At 59.5% G+C, this 24857-nt stretch carries 23 protein-coding genes; 7 read left to right on the forward strand and 16 right to left on the reverse strand.

Going from position 1 to position 24857, the window contains the following annotated elements:
• Positions 1-34: 34 nt before the first annotated feature.
• From ACN085_RS05350 to ACN085_RS05365, 4 genes are all read right to left on the reverse strand, one after another.
• Positions 35-1021: a Ppx/GppA family phosphatase gene (locus ACN085_RS05350; protein WP_419099185.1), complete on the reverse strand. Its 987-nt coding sequence runs from the start codon at positions 1019-1021 to the stop codon at positions 35-37.
• A gap of 146 nt (positions 1022-1167) precedes the next feature.
• Positions 1168-3987 carry a type I DNA topoisomerase gene (topA, locus tag ACN085_RS05355; protein WP_419110829.1) on the reverse strand — a complete coding sequence of 940 codons (2820 nt, stop codon included), beginning with the start codon at positions 3985-3987 and terminating at the stop codon, positions 1168-1170.
• A gap of 150 nt (positions 3988-4137) precedes the next feature.
• Positions 4138-4557 (reverse strand): pyridoxamine 5'-phosphate oxidase family protein, encoded by a 420-nt coding sequence (locus ACN085_RS05360; RefSeq protein WP_419099183.1) that lies wholly within the window; start codon positions 4555-4557, stop codon positions 4138-4140.
• A gap of 9 nt (positions 4558-4566) precedes the next feature.
• Positions 4567-6207, reverse strand: coding sequence for a DUF7059 domain-containing protein (locus tag ACN085_RS05365; RefSeq protein WP_419110830.1), 1641 nt, complete (start codon positions 6205-6207; stop codon positions 4567-4569).
• Between the two features lie 137 nt (positions 6208-6344).
• Between ACN085_RS05365 and ACN085_RS05370 the strand changes: the two genes are divergently transcribed.
• The 3 genes from ACN085_RS05370 to ACN085_RS05380 are packed head-to-tail and all read left to right on the forward strand — an operon-like array spanning position 6345 to position 7291.
• Positions 6345-6662, forward strand: a complete 318-nt coding sequence (locus ACN085_RS05370; protein WP_419099181.1) for a thiamine-binding protein — start codon at positions 6345-6347, stop codon at positions 6660-6662.
• A 2-nt stretch (positions 6663-6664) separates the two neighbouring features.
• On the forward strand, positions 6665-7135 hold the full coding sequence (locus ACN085_RS05375; protein WP_419104754.1) for a pyrimidine dimer DNA glycosylase/endonuclease V: 471 nt from the start codon (positions 6665-6667) through the stop codon (positions 7133-7135).
• Positions 7136-7150: 15 nt separating this feature from the next.
• On the forward strand, positions 7151-7291 hold the full coding sequence (locus ACN085_RS05380; protein WP_419099179.1) for a hypothetical protein: 141 nt from the start codon (positions 7151-7153) through the stop codon (positions 7289-7291).
• Between the two features lie 144 nt (positions 7292-7435).
• On the opposite strand, the gene ACN085_RS05385 is transcribed toward ACN085_RS05380, so the two are convergent.
• From ACN085_RS05385 to ACN085_RS05395, 3 genes are all read right to left on the reverse strand, one after another.
• On the reverse strand, positions 7436-7972 hold the full coding sequence (locus ACN085_RS05385; RefSeq protein ID WP_419110831.1) for a GyrI-like domain-containing protein: 537 nt from the start codon (positions 7970-7972) through the stop codon (positions 7436-7438).
• Between the two features lie 106 nt (positions 7973-8078).
• Entirely contained in the window at positions 8079-8957 is an 879-nt protein-coding gene (locus tag ACN085_RS05390; protein WP_419099177.1) for a rhodanese-related sulfurtransferase, read from the reverse strand.
• Positions 8958-9026: 69 nt separating this feature from the next.
• Positions 9027-9470, reverse strand: coding sequence for a pyridoxamine 5'-phosphate oxidase family protein (locus ACN085_RS05395; RefSeq protein WP_419110832.1), 444 nt, complete (start codon positions 9468-9470; stop codon positions 9027-9029).
• A gap of 305 nt (positions 9471-9775) precedes the next feature.
• On the opposite strand from ACN085_RS05395, the gene ACN085_RS05400 reads away from it, so the two are divergent.
• Positions 9776-12403: a DEAD/DEAH box helicase gene (locus ACN085_RS05400; RefSeq protein ID WP_419111046.1), complete on the forward strand. Its 2628-nt coding sequence runs from the start codon at positions 9776-9778 to the stop codon at positions 12401-12403.
• 39 nt (positions 12404-12442) lie between these two features.
• Here the strand turns inward: ACN085_RS05400 and ACN085_RS05405 are convergent, their stop codons facing one another.
• From ACN085_RS05405 to ACN085_RS05430, 6 genes are all read right to left on the reverse strand, one after another.
• The gene (locus ACN085_RS05405) at positions 12443-12856 is read right to left on the reverse strand and encodes an Rv3654c family TadE-like protein (RefSeq protein WP_419110833.1); all 414 of its coding nucleotides are present in this window, start codon (positions 12854-12856) and stop codon (positions 12443-12445) included.
• Positions 12853-13233: a TadE family type IV pilus minor pilin gene (locus ACN085_RS05410; protein WP_419099173.1), complete on the reverse strand. Its 381-nt coding sequence runs from the start codon at positions 13231-13233 to the stop codon at positions 12853-12855. The genes ACN085_RS05405 and ACN085_RS05410 overlap by 4 nt, the downstream gene beginning before the upstream one ends.
• Positions 13234-13237: 4 nt before the next feature.
• Positions 13238-13501, reverse strand: a complete 264-nt coding sequence (locus ACN085_RS05415; RefSeq protein ID WP_419110834.1) for a DUF4244 domain-containing protein — start codon at positions 13499-13501, stop codon at positions 13238-13240.
• 332 nt (positions 13502-13833) lie between these two features.
• Entirely contained in the window at positions 13834-14409 is a 576-nt protein-coding gene (locus tag ACN085_RS05420) for a type II secretion system F family protein (RefSeq protein ID WP_419110835.1), read from the reverse strand.
• A complete protein-coding gene (locus ACN085_RS05425; RefSeq protein ID WP_419110836.1) occupies positions 14409-15170 on the reverse strand; it encodes a type II secretion system F family protein in 762 nt (253 codons plus the stop codon). Before ACN085_RS05425 ends, ACN085_RS05420 begins: the two co-directional genes overlap by 1 nt.
• Positions 15167-16561, reverse strand: a complete 1395-nt coding sequence (locus ACN085_RS05430) for a TadA family conjugal transfer-associated ATPase (protein WP_419110837.1) — start codon at positions 16559-16561, stop codon at positions 15167-15169. Before ACN085_RS05430 ends, ACN085_RS05425 begins: the two co-directional genes overlap by 4 nt.
• 339 nt (positions 16562-16900) lie before the next feature.
• Here ACN085_RS05430 and ACN085_RS05435 point away from each other — a divergent pair, with 339 nt between their 5' ends.
• Positions 16901-18673 (forward strand): bifunctional 3'-5' exonuclease/DNA polymerase, encoded by a 1773-nt coding sequence (locus tag ACN085_RS05435; RefSeq protein WP_419110838.1) that lies wholly within the window; start codon positions 16901-16903, stop codon positions 18671-18673.
• 321 nt (positions 18674-18994) lie between these two features.
• Here ACN085_RS05435 and ACN085_RS05440 read toward each other — a convergent pair whose 3' ends face one another.
• Entirely contained in the window at positions 18995-19765 is a 771-nt protein-coding gene (locus ACN085_RS05440) for an NUDIX hydrolase (protein WP_419110839.1), read from the reverse strand.
• Complete coding sequence (gene nth / locus ACN085_RS05445) at positions 19758-20696, reverse strand: endonuclease III (protein ID WP_419110840.1); 939 nt, start codon at positions 20694-20696, stop codon at positions 19758-19760. Before nth ends, ACN085_RS05440 begins: the two co-directional genes overlap by 8 nt.
• 160 nt (positions 20697-20856) lie before the next feature.
• Between nth and acs the strand changes: the two genes are divergently transcribed.
• On the forward strand, positions 20857-22794 hold the full coding sequence (acs, locus tag ACN085_RS05450) for an acetate--CoA ligase (RefSeq protein WP_419110841.1): 1938 nt from the start codon (positions 20857-20859) through the stop codon (positions 22792-22794).
• Positions 22795-22956: 162 nt separating this feature from the next.
• Complete coding sequence (gene aroQ, locus ACN085_RS05455) at positions 22957-23415, forward strand: type II 3-dehydroquinate dehydratase (RefSeq protein ID WP_419110842.1); 459 nt, start codon at positions 22957-22959, stop codon at positions 23413-23415.
• Positions 23416-23469: 54 nt separating this feature from the next.
• On the opposite strand, the gene ACN085_RS05460 is transcribed toward aroQ, so the two are convergent.
• The gene (locus ACN085_RS05460) at positions 23470-24639 is read right to left on the reverse strand and encodes a MarP family serine protease (RefSeq protein ID WP_419104766.1); all 1170 of its coding nucleotides are present in this window, start codon (positions 24637-24639) and stop codon (positions 23470-23472) included.
• Positions 24640-24857: the final 218 nt, after the last annotated feature.

Below are 24857 nucleotides of genomic sequence, written 5' to 3' on the forward strand. Positions count from 1 at the left end.
GGAAAGTTTCTACCGGTCAGCAGGATATCAGAGTCTAATTACGGACGAATTCTTCAAGTGAGCGGGGGTCAAGCATGGAGTAAGAACCCTGCTGGGCTAGGTAGTTCATGCGGCGCAGGATCAGGCCCTCACGCAAAGCCCAGGGGCTGACCCGCATAACTCCTACGCCAAAAACATCCATAGCCGTCTCAGCTGCAATAGCGCCGGCAAGCATCTGCTCAGCGCGCACCTCAGACACCCCCGGCAAGTCCACCCGCTCAGACGGTGCCATGGCCTCCATACGACGGGTCCACAAGCGCAGATCTTCTAAACGCATTTCACGCTTAACATAGGGGCCAGCAGAATACGGGGCAGCACCGCAAATACGGGCCAGGGAGCGGAAAGTCTTGGAGGTACCCACCACCATGTTGGGCTCACCGTAGGCAAGGAGCTGGGTGGCAACAGGCTCTAGGGTTTCACGCACATACTTACGGAGTTTCTTAATTTCCTTGGGTGAAGGGATCTCCGAGCTAAACCAGTCCCCGGTTAGGCGGGTAGCGCCCAGGGGCACCGAGATAGCGTCATCGGGGTAGGCATCCATGCCGGTAGAGAACTCAAAGGAGCCACCGCCAATATCAAAGTTGAGGATACGGCCAGCACCCCACCCCTGCCAGTGGCGCACCGCGTGATAGGTAATCGCAGCTTCCTGGTCACCGGTAATCTCGGTCAGGTTCACCCCGGTGGCATTCTGCACGTGCTGAAGGACCGCAGGGCCGTTTTTGGACTCACGAATAGCGCTGGTAGCAAAAGCTAAAAGGTCCTCAGCTCCCTGCTCGATAGCATAAAGCACAGCGCTCTTGACAAAGGCTGTCAGCCGGTCGCGGCCCTCGTCGGTGATCTTCCCATCCGCATCAATGTAGCGCACCAGTTGGAGGGGCTCCTTATGGGCATCGGTATAGGCTTCGGGGCGCGAACCCAGCTGCCCCTCAATCAAGAGCAGGTGGCCGGTATTTGAGCCGATATCAAGCACGCCGAGTCGCATGGTTCCCCCAGGATAGGTGAAAAGAATAAGGTTCCTGCCTACCAGTCTAAAGGACGCACCCCGCGCGGCCGGCCAGCTCGATCCCGCAAACAGCTGGGGCAGGAGCCTAGCTCCTGCCCCCATCACCCGCTGGCAGGGCTTAGCCCCTACTCAGCGGCTTCTGTAGCTGTTGTCTTCTTGGCTGTTGTCTTCTTTGCAGGTGCCTTCTTGGCAGGGCTCTTCTTAGCGGTGGTCTTCTTAGCGGTAGTCTTACGCTTAACCGGGCCCTTGGCGCGCTTCTCAGCCAAAAGCTCAACCGCACGGGTATGAGTCAGTGACTCAATTGTCTCGCTCCTAGGCACCGTAATATTGGTGACACCGTCGGTGATGTAGGGGCCAAAGCGGCCGTCCTTAACCACAATCTTCTTCTCAGACACCGGGTCAACACCCAGCTCAGCCAAGGGGGGCTTAGCCGCCGCCCGCCCACGCTGCTTAGGCTGAGAATAAATCTCAAGGGCCTGCTCCAAGGTAATCGAGAAAATCTGCTCCTCGTTTTCCAGCGAGCGCGAATCCGTACCCTTCTTCAGGTAGGGGCCAAAACGTCCGTTCTGGGCGGTAATCTCAAGGCCCTCAGCATCGCTTCCCACCACGCGGGGCAGACTCATGAGTTTGAGCGCGTCCTCAAGGGTGATAGTTGCCAGATCCATACTCTTGAAGAGGGATCCGGTACGGGGCTTTTCAGGCTTAGGCTTCTTCTTGGGCTTGGGCCTACCGTTCTTGTAGTACTCGGTGGGCTGGGCCTCCATCCAGGCGGCGATTTCTTCTTCGCTCATCTCAGGGATCAGCTCGGTGACGTAGGGGCCGTAGCGGCCGTCCCGGGCTACAATAGTGCGCCCGGTCACCGGGTCTACACCCAGTTCACGACCGTCCTGTTTGCCCTGGGAGATCAGCTCTGCGACCTTCTCCTCGGTCAGCTCATCGGGAGCCAGATCATCAGGCACATTAGCGCGGACCGGGTCCTTAATCTCGCCGGTCTCGGTGTCAATTTCGCCGCCCATCTCAAGGTAGGGGCCAAACTTACCCACGCGCAGATTGACTCCGGGGGCAACCTCAATGGAGTTAATAGCTCTAGCGTCGATATCACCCAGGTTATCGACCATAGGCTTGAGGCCGCGCTGGGCCTCACCACCAAAGTAGAAGTTGCCCAACCACTGGGTGCGGGCTTCTTCGCCGCGTGCAATGCGGTCCAGATCCTCTTCCATCTCAGCGGTGAACTCGTAGTCCACATACTTGGCAAAGTGCTCTTCAAGCAGGCGTACCACCGAAAAAGCCGTCCAGGAAGGTACCAGGGAACCAGCCCGGTGATGAACATAACCCCGGTCCATGATGGTGGAGATAACGGCAGCATAGGTTGAAGGGCGACCAATACCCAGCTCGTCCATGGCCTTGACCAGGGAGGCTTCGGTGTAGCGGGGCGGAGGCGAGGTCTCGTGCCGGGCAGCCTCAATATCGCTGGCGTTCAGCCTATCGCCCTGGGCAAGCTGGGGCAGACGTTTCTCACTCTTCGCCTCGGCGGCCTTGTCTTCCTCGTTGCGCAGGGCATCTTTGCCCTCCTCATAGGCAGCTAAAAAGCCTCGGAAGGTAATGACAGTACCGGAGGCGGCAAACTCGGCATCGCGCCCATCACTGGCGATAGCGCCCAAGCGGACGGAGGCGGTTGAACCCTTAGCATCAGCCATCTGAGAGGCAACGGTACGCTTCCAAATCAGTTCGTAGAGACGGAACTCATCGGGGCTCAAGGCTGATTTGACGGCAGCAGGGGTGCGGAAGGTATCACCGGCAGGGCGGATTGCTTCGTGAGCTTCCTGGGCGTTCTTAGACTTAGAAGCGTAGACGCGCGGTGAGGCAGGTACAAACTCGGCACCGTAAAGTTCCTTGGCCTGGGCGCGAGCGGCCCGGATTGCCTGATCTGACAGGGCAACGGAGTCGGTTCGCATGTAGGTAATGTAACCGTTTTCGTAGAGTCGCTGGGCAACCTGCATGGTCGAGCGTGACGAGAAACGGAGCTTACGGGCTGCCTCCTGCTGCAGGGTGGAGGTCGTGAAAGGGGCAGCAGGACGGCGGGTGTAGGGCTTGGTCTCGACCGAGCGAACCGCAAAATCAGCAGAGGCCAGAGCGGTAGCCAGCGAACTAGCGGCGGCCTCATCGAGATGGGAAACCTTAGAAGCCGCAGAAGCCTTTAAAGCGCCGTTATCGGCAAAATCCTTGCCCGTAGCAACACGGGCACCATCCACAGCAGATAGCTTAGCGCTAAAGCTCTCAGCCGATGCGGTCGTAAAGGTGCCGGTCAAATCCCAGTAGCTGGCAGAGCGGAAAGCCATGCGCTCGCGTTCACGCTCAACAACCAGGCGGGTGGCAACAGACTGCACGCGGCCCGCAGAGAGGCCACGCGACACCTTGCGCCAGAGCACGGGAGAGAGCTCATAGCCGTAGATACGGTCAAGAACACGGCGGGTTTCCTGAGCATCCACCAGGTTCTCATCGATCTCACGCAAATCCTTGAAGCCACGTTCAATGGCTTCCTTGGTGATTTCTGGGAAAGTCAGACGGTAGACGGGTACCTTGGGCTTGAGCACCTCAAGCAGGTGCCAGGCAATCGCTTCGCCCTCACGGTCCCCATCGGTTGCCAGATAAAGCGCATCAGACTCTTTGAGCAGGCGCTTGAGCTCGGTGACTTTCTTCTTCTTATCAGAATTGACCACATAGTAGGGTTCAAAGCCGTTCTCCACGTCAACAGCGAACTTACCCACAGGGCTCTTTTTCAGCTCATCGGGCAGTTCAGAGGGCTGAGGCAGGTCACGGATGTGGCCCATCGAGGACTCGACAATAAAGGCATCTCCCAGGTAACCGCTGATTGTTTTGACTTTAGAGGGGGACTCTACAATCAGCAGTGACTTGCCGTGCAGGGGGGTTGCCTTGGTGGGCACTGGTGGCTCCTTGAGGTTGACAATAGGCGTGTAAGCACAACAATAGCCGACAGACAGCACTTCCTGTCCACTTAGGGTCATGTGACCTTAGAGGGCTCTTGGCACCCATCATGCTGGCCGACCTATGGTGTACGGGGTTCTGGGGCTGGCTTAGAGCTCGTCGGTCGGTTCTTCACCGATCTCAAATTCGCGGCCGCTAATGCTCACCGGCTCAACCTCAACCCAGTTGGTCTTGTAGGTCGGTGCGTAGGCGCGTAGCCCCAACGATTCAATGGCGGCAAGGTCAGCTTCGCTGGTCAGCCACTGGGCATTCCCGTGTACTACCACGGAGCGGGCCATACCATCTTTGACTTCATCAATCTCAAAGGCGGCCTTACGGCTAATAACGACCTCGGACAGCTTCTGCCCAGCTGCGGTACGGAAGTAGATTTTCTTCTGGTGCACCACAAAATTGACGGGGTAAATATCGACTTCGCCGCTCACGGCTAGGGCAAGACGCCCAAACTCATGCGAGCTTAAAAGCTCCCAGCAGCGGTCTTCGGTCAGGGCTTTAATCGGGTTCTCTACCATAGCCCCAGTCTAGTCACCCTGCTCAAGGCGCAGAAAACTCTTCTCCAACAGTTCACGAATGTTACTTATCAATTCCTGCTGGGGTGAAGCGTCCTGCCAGTCCAGCAGAGTGGCTAGGGCATTGACAATCTGGCCCACGCTGAGTTCCCCATCGCAGGCCGAGACGAACCCGCTTGTTTCTGTGGTTTCTAAAATGGTGCGGCGTAAACCGGCACCGGCGCGGAGCAAAATAAGGGACGGATGCTCAGAACCGGGTGACAAGTGGCGCTCCTCGGTCACATCCCCAGCTACCACCAGATGCTGGGCTAGGAGGGCTTCATCATCCAGGGCAGTCACCGCATCATAGTGGGCAACGGCCTCAGTGATAAAGGAGGCAATGGGTTGTTGGATCGGGTAGGTAATTTCCTCAAAACGGTGCAGGCGCTCCCCTGCCGCCTGCAAGTTGGGTCGGCGCAACCAGATCATGCCAAAGCCGATAGCGTCCACGCCTCGCGCGGCAAAGTCGCGCAGATAGTCAGTATAGGCCTGCTCGTAGTGGGCGGGGTCGCGGTTTTCGCTGGCATCACGCAACCAAGTCTCAGCATACTGCTCCGGGGCAAGGACTTCACGCTGAATAAACCAGGCCTCCGCTTCTTGACCTACCCAGTCGCGGGGGCGGGCCGACCAGTCGGCCTGCTCACCGGGGCCAGCCACGGGAATTTCCCAGTTACCCAGCATCTGGGCACGCCCACCGGGGTTCAAGACCTCAGGGAGCTGGCGCACCAAGGTTGACACGATGCCATCCCCTGCCATACCACCGTCGCGGTAGGTGAACTGGTCTGCCGGGGTCTCCCCAGAGCTACGCGGTGTAATGACAAAGGGCGGGTTAGAAACCACCAGGTCAAAGCTCTGCCCGGCTACCGGTTCCAGCAAAGAACCGTGGAGCAAGCTCACCCGGTCCTCCAGCTTCTGCGGGTCAATCTCTAGGGCAGGAGCATTAAGCAGAAGGTTAAAGCGGGTAAAAGCCAATGCCCGCTCCGAAATATCCGTTGCGGTGACGTGACGGGCGTGGGCCAGCAGATGGAAGGTCTGGATGCCGCACCCGGTGCCCAGATCGAGCGCCCGTTCAAGGGGAGTGCGCTCGGTGAACTGTGCCAGGGTCAGGGAAGCATGACCGATACCCAGTACATGGTCCTTCCGCAGAACGCCGGGGCGCTGGTGCGCACCCAGATCGCTAGCAACATAGAGTTCAGTGCCGTCGTCAGCGGCGTGGGGGCGCAGGTCAACCGAAGCCTGAAGGGAACCTGAGGCAGCGCTTTCAGCCAGGCCAAGCTCTACGAGAAGATCGCATAAACCGGCCCCCAGAGCGGCTTCAAGCTCAGCAGACTCAAGCACCTGCCCCATCAGGAAGAAACGCACTACCTGCGCCAGCGACTTTTCACCAAGGCTAAAAGTAGAGGCTGTTTTCTCGTACCCCAGCACCTGGTTCAGCCTGTAGATACCAGGTGTGAGCTGGTCCCGGGTCATGGCCTCAAAAGCGCGGTCACCCAGGAGGGAGGCAACCCCCTCATAGGTATAGTTGACCGCTCGCAAGGCAGTATGGAGCCTGACCAAAGAAGAGATATCGGCGCTTACCGGAGCACCAGGAACACGAGAAAAATCAGTAGTCATCACCCTACCCATGTTAACCGTAGAGAAACCCCAGCCGCACGCACAGATCCGGCCCCTAGCCACCGCACCGCCAAACTAGGCCTCCATTGATGGGGCAGAACCTACCACAAACAGCTAGCACAGGCTAACGTAGAGGTATGTTATTTGCTTTCTCTGTAGCCCCCACCGGAGGCGGCGACCCCAGCGGCTCCGTCCACGACGCCGTTGCCGAAGCCGTCCAGATTGTGCGCGACTCAGGCCTACCCCACCGCACCGATGCCATGTTCACCACCATCGAAGGTGACTGGGACCAATGTATGGCCGTCATCAAAGCCGCCACCGAAGCCATGACCCGCTACGGCAACAGGGTTTCCCTCGTGCTCAAGGCGGATATCCGCCCCGGCCACGACTCCGGTGAAATCACCGGAAAACTCGACCGGCTCGAAGCAGCCATTGACCAGCGGGCCAGGAGCTAACAGTGCGTATCTGGTCCATCACCCCTGCCCTGCTCGATGCCAAAGGCCTAGTCGCTTGCTGGCGTGAAACACTCTTGGCCCAAAAAGTCCTCCAAGGAAAAACACGCGGCTATACTCAGCACCCCCAGCTAGACCGCTTCAAAGCAAGCAATGATCCGCTGGCCTATATCTGCGCCTACCTGCACGGCCTTGCCGACGAAGCTGACACGCGCGGCTACTCCTTTAACCGGTCACTCCTGGTACTGCCCAGAGATAATAAGCTGGAAGAGCTAGAGGTCACCGAGGGACAGCTAGAATATGAGCTTGCTTTCCTTACCCACAAAGTCAAAGGGCGCTCCCCCGACTGGTTCGCCCAGCATTTCTCCACGCCACCGCCAGCATTACCCCACCCTCTTTTCAAGGCCGTACCGGGCGGTATAGAAACCTGGGAAAAAGTTAAAGAGGGAACTTCGCCTTCTTTTACCGACAAGTAAGCTAAAGTCTTTCTTATGGCTAATGTAGAAAAAATTGCCGAACTCGAAAAATCCATTACCGACTGGAAGCAAAAAGCAGCCAACGGCGGCCCCGCTTTCATCGAAGAGATTATTGCCCGGCTCGAAGAACAGCTGGCAGAGGAACGCAACTCGTAAGATAACCCACGGCATTACCGCCCCATCAGGGCACCGGTAAGACCTCATAGAAATACCTTCCGTGCTAGCGCACCGGAAGGTATTTCTCTTTCTAGGTTCTGTTCTCTCAGGGCAACTACCTTAGGCTAAGACTCAGAACTGCGACTATGCAGAGAGTCCGGTCACCGCCTGCCACAGGTACATGCGATAGTTCTGCCCCTGTATATCACCCGGCCCGTACACCTCTAGACACACACCGGTAGGGGTCAGGTTTTTAGAGGGGATAAAGGTCTGAGCCAGATAGTCAAAACCGGCCTTAATATGGGCAGGCGGAAGACCGGGCACCAGGGGCCCCTCCACCAGTACCGTAGCGTACATGGCACCGGGGACCACCACACCCGTCAGCCCCAAAGCCGCAACATCTTTAATACCCCCGGGAACAATAAACCCGGCAGTATAGGTCACCCCAGAATCGTCGGCATCTGGCATGAGCACGCCCACCCGCTGAAGCTTCTCCACAGCCGCCAACCGCTGGGCAGCCAGCTGAGCCTCAGCCTCTGTCTCGCCGGCACCCAAATGATCATAGAGTTTCTTCCACCACAGCGAAAAATCGCTCGTCTGCCTAGCCGGCTCGGTCACGCCCGCCACCATAAAGGTCCCATACTCAATCAGGGCTGTCTCATATGTCTGCTCTGCTGTCATGGCTCACTACTCTAATACCCCGGCACCAGAGCACACAAAAGGGGCCGGGCAAAAGGTCGATGCCTCTTCACCCAGCCCCTAGCCCACGCTTGAATAGGTAAAAGTCTTAGCCGCTCACGCTCTCAAACTGGGCCAGTGCCTTGGTCTCACACTCGGGGCACAGCAGAACCAGGTCGCGGTTACCGTCCACATCGAGGTTGACAAAACTATTAGCAGGAGCCTGGCAGTGCTCGCACTCACCAATAGTTACGGTATCGGGCGAGAACTCCACGCGCTGACGCTTGTCAAAGACGTACAGAGAGCCTTCCCATAGCCCCGAGTCACCAAACTTTTCGCCGTAGCGCACGATGCCGCCGTCAATCTGGTAAATCTCCTTGAAACCCCGGTTCTTCATGAGGGCGGAGAGAATCTCACAGCGAATACCGCCGGTGCAGTAAGTAACAACCGGCTTGTCCTTGAGATGATCGTACTTACCCGACTCAATCTCCTGGATAAAGTCGTGGGTGGTCCGCACATCGGGCACCACAGCGTTCTTAAACTTGCCAATCTTAGCTTCAAAGGCATTACGCCCATCGAAGAAGACAACCTCATCGCCACGTTCTTCAACCAGCTGGTTAACCTCTTCGGGCTTCAGGTGGACACCGCCACCCACTACACCGTTCTCGTCAACCACAAGTTCATCGGGGGCACCGAAAGCAACAATCTCCTTGCGGGCCTTGACCGACAGGCGGGGGAAATCAGCGGAACCACCATCGGACCACTTCAGTTCCAGCTTCTCAAAGCCGGGGTACTGGCGGGTCGTCTTACCGTACTGTTTGAGGGCGTTAACATCGCCGCCCAAAGTCCCATTAATGCCGTGCTTGGAGATGAGGATACGGCCGGTTAGGCCAAGCTTCTCGCACAGGGCGCGCTGCCACAGCATGACAGCCTTGGGGTCGGTTACGGGTGCAAAGCAGTAATAGAGGATAATTCGTTCTTGAGCCACGCACCCATTCTAGTTCTTCTTGGCCTAGTCTGCCCGATACCACCGGGCAGATAAGCCATAAAAGATGAGCTAGGCCCCCAGGCGGAAGCGCCGCCCCGTCATGGACACCGGAGTTAGCTCCACCAGTTCCAGCTTCTGGCTATCAAGCCAGGGTTCCAGGTTGAGCTTGCCGACGTAGTCAATCTCGCGGCTATCAGTCAGGAGGCGGGCCCGGGCAAACACATTCACTGAGTGCGCGCTCTTGCCCTCAACCCGGTCAAACTGTAGGGTCACTTTTTCATCAAGTAAGAGCTGGGTAAGCTTGCTACCGGCTGCCGTGCGGAAGAAAATCTTAACCCCGTCCGTCACAATATTCAGCGGGGTAATGTGCACGAAGCCCTCCTCGCCTACTGTGCCCAAACGAGCAAAACGAGTGCCTTGGATCAAATCCCACACCTGCTCATCGGTGAGCACGGTAACCACAGGCTCCTCAGGAGCTGACTGCTGACCCTTAATGTTCATTGGAATACTCATAACTCCCATTATTCCAGTTCTATAGCATAGCTCACAGCCTTTACGCCCGGTTGGCGGGATAAAGGTCAGGCACAGGGGCTCTTGGTTTGCCCTGGGCAGCTCCCCACCATGCTCAGCGCCAGTCACCTCTGCCCTCAACAAGAGGTAGGAACACAGTACAGGCAGACAGGACAGGTCTGGGAAACAGCAGCAACAGGCCAGGCAATAAACCACCGACTAAGCGGTGCCATAATAGGGATGTGCCTACCCAAACCCCGCAGGAAAGCCCCGGCTCACGGGCACCCGCCCCCCAAGAGCTCTTACTCGTGCTGGAACAGCTTGGTCTGACCGAGCTCCCTGCACAGGTCAGGCATGTGCGCACCCTGCCAGCCCAAGAGGCACAGACCAGCCCCTGGCCGAGCTGGGCCCACCCCGCTGTCGTTGAGGCCTTCCAATCTTTGGGCGTGGATGAGCCCTACCTGCACCAAGTCCAGGCAGCCACCCTTGCCCACGATTCCTCCGGTAGCAGGCACGTCATTCTTGCAACGGGCACAGCCTCCGGCAAGTCACTGGCCTATCAGCTCCCCGTGCTCGATGCCCTCTACCGGGGCGAACACGAATATCAGGGAACCGGCTTTGATACCGGCAGGGCAACAGCCCTCTATCTCTCGCCCACCAAGGCGCTAGCTGCCGACCAGCTCTCTTCCTTACGAGCTCTTAACCTGCCAGGGATTGCGGTGGAGGCCTACGACGGGGACACCCCACGCGAAGACCGCCGCTTTATCCGCGAGCGCGCCCATCTGGTCCTGGCTAATCCGGATATGCTTCATCACGCTATTTTGCCTAACCATGCCCGGTGGGCAACTTTTCTGCGCAAGCTCAAATATGTGGTGGTTGATGAGGCGCACGGCTACCGGGGTGTTTTTGGGGCGCACGTCTCTCTTGTGGTGCGGCGGCTGCGCCGAATCTGCCGTCATTACGGTGCTACTCCCGTTTTTATTGGGGCTTCTGCTACCAGTGCGGAACCTGCCGAGTCTTTTGCCCGCCTCATTGGGTCGCGCCCTCAGGCGGTCACTGCAATTACCCGGAGCGCCGCACCCAGAGGATCCACACAGGTGCTTCTGTGGGAGCCTGAGTTTACCGAGCCTGACACGGTTCGTGACCGGCTAGCGGCTCCAACTAGACAACCGGCGGGTGCGGGCGAAAACGGTGCCCCGGTCCGCAAATCAGTTATCAGTCAGGTAGCAGAGATGATGGCTGACCTGGCGGTCAGTCGCACCCGAACCATCGCCTTTATTAAGTCCCGGCGCGGGGCAGAAGCCATAGCGCAAACGGCCGGGCACTACCTCGATGAGGTAGAGCCGGGTCTCTCCGAACGCATAGCCGCCTACCGGGCAGGCTACCTGCCCGAGGAACGTCGTGCACTGGAAATCGGTCTGAGGCGGGGGCACATACTGGGTATTGCCAGCACTTCTGCCCTGGAGCTGGGCATAGATATTGCCGGGCTGGATGCCGTGCTCGTAGCCGGCTGGCCGGGGACCCGGGCTTCCTTCTACCAGCAGATCGGGCGGGCAGGACGAGCCGGGCAGGACAGCTTTGCAGTGCTCATCGCCAGCGAAGACCCCCTAGATACCTACCTGGTCCACCACCCCGAGGACATCTTTGACCAGGGTGTTGAAAAGACTGTCTTTGACCCGCACAACCCCTACGTCCTGAGTCCCCATCTGTGTGCGGCAGCCGCCGAGATTCCCCTGCGCAGGGAAGAACTACCCATCTTTGGGACTAGCACCGAGCGGCTTTTGGAAAGCCTGGTCTCCCGAGGCTACCTGCGCCAGCGGGCTACCGGCTGGTTCTGGACCCACCCAGAGCAGGCCAGCGACCTGGTAAATCTGCGCGGTGGTGGCGCTCCCCTGCATATCGTGGAGAGCGACACCGGAAGTGTTATTGGCACCATGGACCGGGCACAATCCCATTCCCAGGGCCACCCCGGTGCGATTTACACGCACCAGGGTAAAACTTTCCTGGTAGAAGATTTAGATGAAGAGAAGGGGGTTATCACCGTAACAGCGGCCAACCCCGACTACTACACCCAGGCCCGGGACGTCACCGAGGTCGCCGTACTGGCAACAGAAAAGTCTCTCCAGCAGGGGCAGGTGAGCCTGAACTTTGGCCAGGTGCGGGTACGTTCTCAGGTGGTGAGCTACCAGAAGAAAAGCCTGGTGGGGCAACAGGTTTTAGGGGACGAGCCTTTGGAACTAGAGCCCCAGCTCCTCCAGACCCGCGCCATCTGGTGGTCCATGCCCGCTTCGCTACTCCAGGCAGCGGGTATCCATGAGAAGGATATCCCCGGCGTGCTTCACGCAGCCGAGCATGCCGCTATTGGCCTGCTCCCCCTGGTGGCAACCTGTGACCGGTGGGATATCGGCGGGCTTTCAACAGCCTTCCACATAGACACTGAGTTGCCCACCATTTTCGTCTACGACGGCCACCCCGGAGGGGCGGGTTTTGCCGAGCGTGGTTTTGAGCGGGTAACCCACTGGCTCCGCGCAACCCTGGACACCATTCTGGCCTGCGAGTGTGAGCTGGGCTGCCCCTCCTGCGTGCAGTCCCCCAAATGCGGTAACCGCAATGAACCGCTCCACAAGAAGGGAGCCGCACAGTTATTAGCTTCCCTGCTAGTAGAAGCCGGGGAACTCACCGAACAGCAAGGTGCCGATCTACTGGGTGCAGTGGCTCAACCCGGTACTGACGAACCTGGCAGAAGCAGCAACCCGAACCGGACTACGGCCCCGAACCGGACTACGGCCCCGAACCGAACTACAGCACCGGGTCGAGCAAGCGCGCTCTCTCAGGCAAGCACACCAGATCAGCTACCTCCGCTTGAGCAAAGTCACCGAGAGCTCACCGTCACGGAGTCTCTGACCGGCCACAAGGATAGTGGTGACCCCTTCTAAAGGGTTTACCGGTACTGAGCTAATCGCGGTGACCGGTACCTAAGAACCACTTAGCCCGGGTGGGCCAGCCCTAGAAATACCCTGGGCTGGCCCCAGAAAGGCGAAGGGGCCAGCAATATCGACCGAGGTGCGGATATCCGCTGTACCGGCCAGGCCCGGTGGAAGGGCGCAGGCCACCAGGTTGACCCGGTTGGCCTGAGCTACCTCCTGGGCTCTATCGCAGGGATCCCCCGAGGTCAGCCCGCGAGCGGCATCGGCAGCGGCTAGAGCCGCCAGGTCAGCGGCCTGGGCCGCCCGGTGGTTAGCCGCTAGGACGCCTATGAGCCCGGCGCAGGTAATCCCCACTATGAGCAGGGCGCACACCATACCCACCACCGACAGGCTCCCGCTCCCCCGCTCGGGGGAATCCCCGAGCAGGCGGGAACCATGACTGCCTGCGCAGGGGCGGGTCACGGAGTTTCACCGCCCTGAGCTCTAGGTTCGGTAAGAGCCCAGGCATCGGTATTCAGCTGCCACCCACTGATCTTTCCAATGAGTCCCGGCGCTGGCCTACTCACGCTCACACGGGTCATACCATCCTGCTGGCCGATAGTAACCCTAGCCTCCGGCTCAACATCCTGGACAATGCGGATTACCGTCTGTGAGTCTTCACCGCGTGCGGCGGCACGGGCACCCAGGCGGGCCCCCTCTTCCAGCCGCAGCTGGATCATGCCGGTGGCGGCAGCACCCAGAACCAGGGCAAGAATGAAAACCACAGCGGGCAAGGCCACAGCGAACTCTGCGGTAGTCGAGCCCCGTTGGCCCTCGGTGCGGTCAAGGGTGGCGGACATGAGGCTAGGCCCCCGTTGAGAGTGCTGTTTGAACGATATTCAGGAGCATCTGCCGGACTTCATCAGATTTGAGGATAACCACTAGCAGGCCGGCAAAGCCCACGGCTGCTAACATGACGATGCCGTATTCAGCAGTGGTGGCGCCAGCCTCAGGGTTATCAAGGCCAGCATGAACTAGCTCGCCGGTAAGCGCTTCATCAGCGCCCGCAGGCTCCATCCGATGCTGTTCCGTCGTAGCGCGGTCCCGAGGTGCAGAAAAACGTGACATGTTCTATCTCCTTGTCAGAGTCAGTGGGCTAGATTCTCTAGACCATGCGTTTTTGTTGCCCGATCAGAACCCGGGGGCAAGGGGTGCGGATACCGTTGGAAAAGAAGCAGGTCCTGACCGGGTGCCTCTAGCCTGCTCCCGCTCACGCACCGGGTAAAGGCTCATTCACCCCTGTGGATAGACCACTACTCCCCCGGCGCGTCGCTCTGCCCACCTAGCTCTCAAGGGTTCTTCCTACTCGCCCGGCGAATTGGTGTTCCCAAGACACTGTGTAACGCGCATTTTTCTCTTAAGCAGGCACCTGTGAACACCGCCCCAACCCCACCGGTTTCTTAGAAGAGGGTCGGTAAAAGCGCTATCAGCACGGGGATTACCCCCAGACAGATAAAAGCGGGCAGGGAACAAGCCCCCAGGGGAACCACCAGTTTGACAGCTAGCCGGGCCGCAGATTTTTCGTGTTGCCGTTGCCGGTGCCTGCGCTGGCGGTCGGCCAGCACCCTCACTAGTTGGGCGCTGGGCGCACCTGTTTCTAGGGCCATACCCAGACAGTCACGCACCGGTGCCAGCCCCTCCGGTCTACTCTTGCCCCAGGCTTGCTCCCAGTGGGCACCGGCGTAGAGCTTAGCAACCACCACTGCTAGTTCGGTGCGGTACCGCCCCTGCTCAAGCTGGCTGAGCTGTTCCAACACAGCGGGTACAGAGAGCCCCGCGGTGAGCATCGTGGCCGCCAGGTCCAGGTAGAGGGCGGGGCTAAGAGCAGGCAAACCCGACTCCGTATTGCCTGCAGGAACCGGCGGGCGCGGACCTCCCTGTTCTTGCGCCTCCGTCTTCTTTCTGCCGCCGAGCACCCAGAGCAGGCCAGCAGACAGGAGGCAGAGCAGGCTCAGACAGAAAACCAGCAGCACCACTAGAGCTCACCCCCTTCCGCACGCCCAATCAGCCGGGAAGTCCACCGGCTCCCCGCGTAGGCTAGGCCCAGACCGGTTAGTCCCACCAGGGCACCGCCAAAGGAACCGAGTAGAACACCCAGAGGGTCGGTACCCATGATGATGCCCAAGCCCAGCCCCAGAGCGGGTAGCCAGGACAGGATCCGTCCCGTTGCCTTGGGACCGCTCAAAGCGGTTTCTCGCTGTTGACGTAGGTCGATTTCCGTCTCGTAGTAGCGGGCCAGTCTCTCAAAAACTGAAGCAAGAGAAGCGCCGGTTGTTTGCCCCACCTGCCAGCAGGCGGCCAGAGCTACCACACCATCCCGCACAGATTCCCGGTAGTCAGCGGTACCAGGGTGCAGGCATGCCGGGCCCAGCGGAAGCCCTTTCTGGGCGGCCTCGGTACAGCACTCAAAGAGGTCCACCATATCGGCCAGGGCGCGGGCAAGATCCTCGTCCTGCCAACGCTCTGTGCCCCACCGCGCCACTGGCCTCATGCTCGCTATTCGGGTACGGGTTTCTTCTAATGAACTAGCCAGGTTCCGGCCTACCATAGCGCAGGCAAAAGCCGGCGAACAGCCTGCCTTAAGCAGGGCCGCCATTCGCCAGATAGCGTCAGGCCAAAGCTCTAACTCATCCAGAGAGGGTTTGTTTCCCCGGCGCGCCCTCAGAACCAGGTGAGTTAAGCGGGTTTCCAGCCCTCCTAGAGGGCCGGGCAGGGTGCTGGCCGGTCCTGTTTTCATCGGTATTCCCCCAGGCCGGAGGCGGCTTTAAGGCCGCTCGCCTCGGGGTGCCACAGCAGAAAACTGCCCCGGCGGCGAGCCTCCACTGTACACACCGGCTCTACCAGCAGGGCACCTGCACTCCCCCGCAGCCGGTAGACACCGCGCACGAACCGTTGCCCTTCATCCCGCTCCAGGTGAATAAGATAGTCCAGAGCAGTCTGGGCTTGCAGGGCCACAGCCTCCTGGCTCACCCCCGCTAAAGCCCCCATGGCATAGAGGCGGGCAGGTACAGCGTCGGCAGAGTTGGCGTGTAGGGTGCTCCCGCTCCCGGAGTGGCCGGTGTTCATGGCGGTCAGCATGTCCATGACCTCAGCCCCACGGCATTCCCCCACCACCAGGCGACTCGGGCGCATACGCAGGGCCTGGCGAATCAGCTCGTCCAGCCCCACGGCACCGCGCCCTTCGGCATTAGCTACCCGCGCTTGCAGGCTCACCGTATGGGGGTGCTCCAGATGTAGTTCGGCAGTGTCCTCCACCAGCACCAGCCGCTCATGGTCAGGGGCCTCCTGCAAGAGGGCCCGCAGAAGCGTGGTCTTACCGCTGCCGGTTCCCCCGCTCACCACCAGGTTGGCACGACTTTTCACCAGGTAGCGCAAGAGCTGTTCCAGGTCCTTACCCATCATGCCTTTCTCACGGAGCTGGCGCAGTTCGTAGCGGCGCTCGCCTTGAAGACGGATAGAAAGTAGGGTCCCGCTTTGGCTGAGCGGTGGCAGAATCGCGTGGACGCGTGCACCCTGAGCGGTCTGGACGTCGGCGGCGGGGTAGGCATCATCTAGGCGGCCTCCTGCGGCCAGAATGAGGCGGGTGGCCAGTGCCCGCACGTCCTTGTCGTGCTCAAAGGTGATGTTTGAGCGGTGTAGGCTGCCTGCTGCTTCGTACCAGACCCGGTGCGGGCCGTTGACAAAAATATCGGTGAGTTCGTCAATGTTCAGGAGCTCTTCGAGGGGCCCTAGCCCGGTGAGTTCGGCTTTGAGGCGGGCACCTGCTTGGGGTGCTATCTCGCGCTGGGGTTCACCTGCTGAGGTGGTTTTTTCGGCTTTTTCTTGTTCGTCCAGGACCGTATCAATGAGGCCCTGTAAGCGGGCGGGGTCGGTCATGGCCTCTAGGCTCAGGCTGTCGGCGGTGAGCTGTTCACCCGGTTTATCTGCGTTTTGTTCCACCGGGGACTGGTTCCGCGCTTTGGGTTCTTCCCCGGGATTTTCCTGCTTTGGGCCGGGTAGTTGGGCCATGTCTTGGGGCTCTAGGTCAAAGAAGCGGCTGCGTGCTTTGCGGACAAGGATTTGGATCTGGTCGTCAGGGGCGGTGTCAGCACCCACCCGTTCATCTGTAGTTTTAGCTTGTGAAGGCATGATTTACCTCTGGGGTTCAGCCCTACCCGCTTCTTTTCCTGCCCTCTTTATGCCACAGATAAAGCGCCAGGTCTAGCCCCGCCTGGCAGGCTGTGGATAAACCGGGGGCGATGCCCAGAGTTCAGTGCTGTGTCTGCCAACTGGCTTGGGGCTGGTGTTTAAGCGGTGTTGGCAGAGACAGCACTGGGGTCAGGTGGGTGGCTTGAATTGCGCTGTGAGCGCTAGCTAACCGGGCAAGAGGGAAGGCTTGCCGGTCTACCTACCCAAACGTACGGTGTGTTCGGGTCTGGCGCTGAGCCAGGGTTGAGCCGTGTTTTGGGCAGACCCCATAATAGAAGAATGTATATAGTGCTCGGCCCCGTAGCTACCCCGAATCGGGGGGATAGCTGGGAGGCTATAACTCTCAGCGATACCGGTGCCGGTAGCCGCCGCACTTTCCCCCGCGCTAAGCTCCCTGATTTTATTAGGGCGGTGGAGGACCAGAACCCGCACCGGACTATTCGTTGGACGTGGGCTGATTCGCGTCTGGTGATGCCTCAGCTCTTGACTGCGGGGGTGTCGCCGGCGTCCTGTCATGATCTGCGGCTGGCTCAGCGGATTCTTGTTACGGCGGCTTCTAATGCGCAGAACGCGATGAGCTATACCCCTACTCTTGATGTGGAGCGGCTGGTCCCTGAGCCTGCTGGGGTGATGCCTGCGCGTCAGCCCATGGAGGGGCAGGGTTCCCTGTTTGATGATGAGTTGGCCGGTTCTTCTCTGTCCAGTAAGGCTCCGCAGGAGCCGAGTGCCCAGGCTTTGGTCGCTGAGCTGACGGCCCAGCGTGCGGCTGTGGCGACTTCCCCTCACCCTTCGCGTTTGGCTCTGCTGTTGGCCGCTGAGTCTCAGGGGGCGCTGATTGCCGCTGAGATGAAGCACTGGGGTATGCCCTGGAACCGTGCTATCCACGAGAAGATTCTGGAGCACGAGTTGGGCCCCCGCCCGGCGGGGTATGACCGGCCCTCTAAGATGGAGGCTCTTGCCGCCCGTATCCGTGAGGAGCTGGGGGCGCCCCATCTGAACCCTGATTCGCCCCAGGATGTGCTCAAGGCTTTGCAGGCCGCTGGGCATTCGGTCACGACTACCCGTAAGTGGGAGCTGACTGAGTGGGCTAATGCGGTGCCGCACCTGCGTGAGGATCGCTGGCAGGTGGTGCGGCCTTTGCTGGCTTATAAGCGGTTGGCTCGGCTTTACACGGCTAATGGCTGGAATTGGCTTGATGCCTGGGTCAGTGACAACCGCTTTTACCCTAGCTATGAGGTGGGTTCGGCGGCTACGGGTCGTTGGGGTGGGCATGGCGGGGGTGCCATGCAGATCCCTAAGGACGTGCGTCCTGCTGTTCGTACTGAGGAGGGCATGATCCTTACGGTGGCCGATGCCGCGCAGATTGAGCCGCGTATCTTGGCGGTGATGAGCGGGGATCGTGCGCTGGCTCTTGCGGGGCGGGGTAGGGACCTGTACCTGGGGATAGCTCAGATTGGTGAGCGCACCGGTAGTGTGCTGAATGACCGCCCCCACGCTAAGGTTGCCTTACTGGGCGCTATGTACGGGGCTACTAGCGGTGAGGCGGGCCAGCTCATGCCGCACCTGAAAAAGATGTTCCCGCAGGCTATAGCTTTGACAGAGCGGGCCGCCGCTCTTGGTATGCGCGGTGGGCAGGTGAGCACTTATTTGGGGCGTACTTCCCCTGCGCCTTCGGCCACCTGGTTTCAGGCTCAGCGCAGTCAGGGTACCGCTGCCGATGAGCGTGCCGCTCTCTCTGCGGCCCGCGCGCAGAGCCGGTTTACCCGCAACTTCCTTATTCAGGGTACTGCCGCTGAGTGGGCTCTTATCTGGATGGCACAGATTCGCCGGCGTCTACGTACCGAACGCCGTTTTGGGCGGCGTTTGCAGTCGCGCCTGGTCTATTTTTTGCACGATGAGATTATGCTTTACGGCCCGGTGGGTGAGGCGGCTCTCTGCACGAAAATTGTGCGGGAGTCGGCGCAGACCGCTGCCGAACTGATTTTTGGGAAGACGGATGTGGAGTTCCCGGTAACGGTTGTGACCACGGATGACTATTCCACCGCCAAGTAGCTCGGTCGTCGTAGCTGGTATGACTGTTAGCTGGCTTGGGGCTGGCGTTTAAGGGCGCTAACGCGGCACATGGTATCAAAGCCAGCAGATGGTGTTCCCGTTAGCTGGCTCGGGGCTGGCGTTTAAGGGCGCTAACGCGGCGCATGATATCAAAGCCAGCAGACGGTGTTCCCGTTAGCTGGCTCGGGGCTGGCCTTTAAGGGCGCTAACGCGGCGCATGATATCAAAGCCGGCAGACGGTGTTCCCGTTAGCTGGCTCGGGGCTGGCGTTTAAGGGTGCTAACGGGAACACCGTCTGCGGGGTTATAAATTACCGATCTTCTAGGTGTGGTCTTCCCGCGTCTGTTCCCTGTCCCAGGGTTCTTCCCAGCCCAGTTCTTCAAAGACCCGGGAGAGCAAAATCCCGGTAAAGCCCCAGATGGTGAAGTTCTGGTCCGCGCTGGTTACGTCAAAGGCCGGTGACTTATGGGTGGTTCTGCCCCGGCGCACAGTGGCGGTGTGGCGGTTAGCTGGGTCGAGCAGGTCAGCCACCGGCACACGCACCACTAGGGCTGATTCTTCCCTGTCGACTGCTTGCACGGGGGTGGGTAAATCCCACCAGCCCAGTACAGGTGTGACCCGGTAGTTGCTGACTGGTAGGTCGATGGGTGGGAGTTGCCCGAGCAGGCGCACTCCGCTGGCATCTAGCCCGGTTTCTTCGACGGCTTCACGGAGGGCTGCTACCTGTTCTACTGTCTGGCCGGTTTTCTTCGCCTGGTCGTAGTCTTCGGGGTCGATGCGCCCACCGGGTAGGGCTGGTTGCCCGGCGTGATGGCGTAGCCCGTCGGAGCGTACTAGTAGCAGCAGGTCCAGGTCGCTGGTGACGGTGGGGCAGGTGCGGTGGTGGGCTGGCGCGGTGTCGAGCAAGCCAAAGAGTACGAGTACGGCGGCGGGTTTGATGGTGTGGGGGTCAATTGCGCCGATGTTCCAGTTTTCCCTCTGTTTGACAAGGGCGGGGGCCCTGTAGGCCAGGTCTGTGAGCTGGGTGAGGGCGGGGTGTTCTCCCGCTTCTGACGCAGGAATCTGGTTGGGAGCTTGCGGGTTTTTAGGCACTGAGTGAGTACCCTTCTGCTCGCAGCTGGCGGCGGGTGGCTCCCTGGAGGAAACGTAGGTGTAGGCGCTCACGGCCCGGTGCCATCTCGTATTTGAGGAGTTTGGCGGCTTTGGTTTGGTCTGTTTCGCCGGTGCCGTAGGCGGGGCAGAGGTCAGCTACGGGGCAGGCTCCGCAGGCTGGTTTTTGGGAGTGGCAGATGCGCCGCCCGTGGTAGACCAGCCTGTGGGAGAGCTGGGTCCAGTCTTTGGGTTCAAAGAGTTCTGCTACCGCCTGCTCTACTTTGGTGGGGTCTTCTTGGTCGGTGAATCCGAGCCTGCGGGAGAGCCTGCCAAAGTGGGTGTCTACGGTGATGCCTGGCTTGCCAAAGGCGTTGCCGAGCACTACGAAAGCGGTTTTTCGGCCCACGCCGGGGAGTTTGACCAGGTCTTCGAGCTTGCCCGGCACTTCCCCTTTGTGTTCAGCTACAAGTTGGGCGGCCAGGTTGACGATTGATTTGGCTTTGGAGCGGTAGAAGCCTAGGGGTCGCACCATGTCTTCGATGTCTTCGAGTCGGGCGGTTGCTAGGGCCTGGGCGTCGGGGTAGCGGGCGAAGAGTTCGGGGGTGGTGGCGTTGACGCGCACGTCGGTGGTTTGGGCTGAGAGTACGGTGGCGATCAGGAGCTGGTAGGGGTTATCGAAGTCTAGTTCTGCGACGGCGTAGGGGTAGGTTTGGCCCAGGATGCGGTTGATTTTGCGGGCGCGGCGGGTGCGGGCTAGGGGGCTTTCTGCCTGATTTGTGGCGGTGGCGCGGGCGCGTTTGCGGGCGGCGGCCTCGGCGACTGGGGTGGGAACGGTGCGGATTTCTAGGAGCTGGCGCTCAGTATCGGTGAGGGGTGTGGGTTCCTGGTCTATAGCTGTTGCGGATGCTGGTGTCTTCTTGGACTGGGGCATACCTAGAGATTACCCGTAGAAGCGACAAGCTGATGTTCGGTGTCAGTTCGCTCAACACGAACCCTAAATTTGTGACATAAACTACAGATGCGCTATTGTTGGGGAGAAAACCACAATGTGGCCTAAGTCTATGACGCCACACACAGAGGAAGGCATATTGATGACCGACACCCAGGACGTCTTTGCACCCAGCCCCGAATTCTCAGCCCAGGCCAACGCCCAGCCCGGCATCTACCAAGAAGCCACGGAAAAAGGCCCCGAATTCTGGGCGGAACAGGCTCGTGACCTGCTGACCTGGTACAAGCCCTTCACCCAAACCCTCGACTGGTCCAACCCTCCCTTCGCCAAGTGGTTTGGCGACGGCGAGCTCAACGCCTGCTACAACGCCGTAGACCGCCACGTTGAAAACGGCCTGGGCGAGCGCACCGCCCTGCTCTTTGAGGGCGAGCCCGGCGACACCGCCTCCTACACCTACGCCCAGCTCAAAGACCAGGTATCCCGCGTAGCCAACGGCCTAGAATCTCTTGGCGTGACCAAGGGTGACCGTGTAGCCATCTACCTGCCCATGATTGCCGAAGCTGTGATTGCTATGCTGGCCTGCGCCCGCATCGGTGCCGTCCATTCGGTAGTATTTGGCGGCTTCTCGGCGGATGCCTTGCGTTCCCGTATCGAAGACGGAGAGGCCAAGCTGGTTATCACTGCCGACGGCTCCTACCGCCGTGGTAAGCCTTCTATGCTCAAACCCGCCGTCGATGCCGCCCTAGAAAAGGGGGGCTCCAGCGTCGAGCACGTCCTTGTTGTTCAACGCAACGGTGAGGAGATCAGCTGGGTGCAAGGCCGCGATGTCTGGTGGCACGAGCTGACCGCTGAGCAGTCAACCGAGCACACTCCCTCACGCCAGAACGCCGAGGACCCCCTCTTTATCCTCTACACCTCCGGTACCACAGGTAAGCCCAAGGGTATTCTGCACACCACCGGTGGCTACCTGACCCAGGGCGCTTTTACCCACAGGAACATCTTTGACCTCAAGCCTGAGACAGATGTCTACTGGTGCACCGCAGATGTTGGTTGGGTAACCGGCCACTCCTATGTTGCCTACGCTCCTCTGGTCAACGGCGCCACCCAGGTCATTTACGAGGGCACTCCCGATGCCCCGCACCGTGGCCGCTTCTGGGAGATTGTGCAAAAGTACGGTGTGAGCATCATGTATACCTCCCCCACCGCTATCCGCACCATGATGAAGTGGGGTGAGGACATTCCCGCCAAGTACGACCTGAGCTCCCTGCGCGTACTGGGTACCGTGGGTGAGGCTATTAACCCCGAGGCCTGGCGCTGGTTCCACCGGGTCATTGGTGGGGGCAACTGCCCCATCGTTGATACCTGGTGGCAGACTGAGACCGGGGCCATCATGGTCTCCCAGCTCCCCGGTATTACCGTGGCTAAGCCCGGTAGCGCCCAGCAGCCTATCCCCGGTATTACCATTGACGTGGTCGATGATCTGGGCGAGTCCCTGCCCAACGAACAGTCCGGCTTTCTAACCATTCGGGAGCCCTGGCCTTCTATGCTCCGCACTATCTGGGGCGATGATGACCGTTTTGTCGATACCTACTGGTCTCGTTTTGAGAGCATGTACTTTGCCGGTGACGGCGCTAAGCGCGACACTGACGGTGACCTGTGGGTACTGGGCCGTGTGGACGATGTCATGAACGTATCGGGCCACCGCCTCTCCACCCCCGAGATTGAGTCGGCCCTGGTTTCACACCCGGCTGTTGCCGAGGCCGCCGTTGTCGGCGCTAGCGACGAAACCACAGGCCAGGCCGTCATGGCCTTCGTCATTCTCAACGACGAGGCTAAGGCAGCAGGCTACGACGATGCTGAGCTGGCCGAGCAGATTCGCGCCCATGTGGGTGTGGAGATTTCACCCATCGCCAAGCCCAAGCGAGTGCTCATCGTGGAGGACCTGCCCAAGACCCGGTCGGGTAAGATTATGCGCCGCCTGCTCAAGGACGTAGCCGAGGACCGCCCGGTCGGTGACACCACCACCCTGGCTGATCCCACGGTCATGGAGTCCATTGAGGCTAACTTTAAGAAGAGCTAGCCCGGCTAATCCCCTGAGCCTGTTTCCAAGGCTCATGGCTGGGGCGACTACCGTAGCCCGGTGAAACCCAGAAAAAATATTTACTCTAGGTCCGCCTCTTGTTTACCTGCAACCGAGCAGATAAACAGGGGGCGGGCCCTTTTATGTGAAAAACTAGAACCTATGGCACATAGACAGACCGCATCCAAGCTCATTTCCGTTATCAACGGACCCAATCTCAACCTCTTGGGAGCGCGTAAGCCCGAGGTCTACGGGCACACCACCCTGGCGGATATTGAGGCCACCTTGCGCCAGCAGGCTGCGGAGCTGGGTTTTGAGCTGAGCTTTATGCAGTCCAACCATGAGGGCGACCTGGTGGACGCTATCCAGGCAGCAGGCACCCAAGCGGCCGGGATCATCATTAACCCGGCAGCCTACACTCACACCTCTCTTGCCCTGCACGATGCCTTGGAGGCCGCCGAGCTACCGGTGGTGGAGGTTCACCTGTCCAATGTGCATAAGCGAGAGCCTTTCCGCCACCGTTCTTTTGTTTCTCCGCAAGCAACCGCTGTAATTACCGGTGCCGGTGCCCAGGGCTACGAACTGGCCTTGACCTTTTTAGAACGGCAGTTGAGGAAGTAGCCTCATATGCCCTGGGCGCTACCTCTTACCCGCTTTTGGCACAGGCTAGCCTACCTAGACGGCACACTGGCCGGTTGCGACCGCAAGAGAGCCAGAGTGCACCTGGCTGAGCGCCTCCAGCAGAATCGATGAAGGAATAGCGTAACCGGTCTGGCCCTGGGTGGATTTAGCAAAAATCATGGCCATGACCTGACCATCTTCGGTGAGCACCGGCCCACCAGAGTTCCCCTGCTGGACATGGGCCGCTATCTGGTAGACCAAGCGGGAGGGATTCGTTTGGCCTGTACTTGCATTAATGGTCTGCGTATAGCCTAGGCCCTGGACGGTTGCTGAACGGCTGGCAAAAGGCCCTCCGCCGGGGTAACCCATAAAGGCAACGGTGGTTCCTGCGGCCACCTCAGCACCTTGGATAGGCAGGGGGGCAAGAGCCAAGTCAGGGGCACTGATAATAGCAACATCCTGCTCTGCATCGAAGTAAACCACCTGGCCGGTAGCTGCCTGCCCGTTACGGCCCAGTAGGGAGGGGGTACTGACACCGGCAACAACGTGGGCGTTTGTTACCACCAGCCCACCGTCCACCGCAAAGCCTGAGCCTTCTGATACGTAGTTGCAGGCGTTTGCGGAACCCACCACCTGCACAACCGACTGGCTAGCAGTTTCAAGTGCATCTGTTTCCAGCGGGTCGCTGGGGGCTTCCTGCTCGGGGTAGAGAAGATGCGATACCTCAGGAAGGCCGGCGGCCTGGACGAGCTGACCCTTAATCTCTGTCACCTTTTCCTGGGCGGCAGGCGGTGTTACCTGGAGCAGCCAGCTAACCACCTTAGATTCAGAGGTCAGGGCGGTAACGGTGGGAATACCGAGCGGTCGGACCACCAGAACAAGGGTAACGATGACCAGAGCGCTCAAAAAGATGTTGAGCAGGCCACCTGCAAGGCGCTCCAAACCGCGCAAGGGTGTCTTATCGCTAGCGCGGCGAATCAGGTTACCTACGGTCATCCCAAGGGTTTGGCCAAGAATCAAACATCCTAAGGCAGTGCCCAGCCCCACTAACAGATACCAGTGAGAACTCACCTGGTTGATAGCCCACGGGGTTGCGTAGAGGGCAGCTAGGGCACCGGCGATGAAGCCGACGAAGGTCCCCAGAGTAACAAAAAGTCCTTGGCGTAAACCGGCAAGAAAGTAGATGCCGATAATGGCAAGAATTACCCAGTCAAGGATGGTCATATATCTCCTTAAGAAAGAGGGAGGCAGACTCAAGTATTTAACCAGGTAATCTGCACGGCTACCCGTAAGGGTTTCACAGCCTACCGGCTCAACCTGAAAATAGCGGGAAAGGACGGTTAAAAAAACTCTGGTAGTGCTCGGAACAGCAATCTTAATGGGTGTCCAAAGCCACGAATATCATGTAGGCTCTAAAGTAGTTGAATAAGTCACAGTTAAAA

The organism is Rothia sp. P4278 (genome assembly GCF_048512945.1).
Lineage (GTDB): Bacteria > Actinomycetota > Actinomycetes > Actinomycetales > Micrococcaceae > Rothia.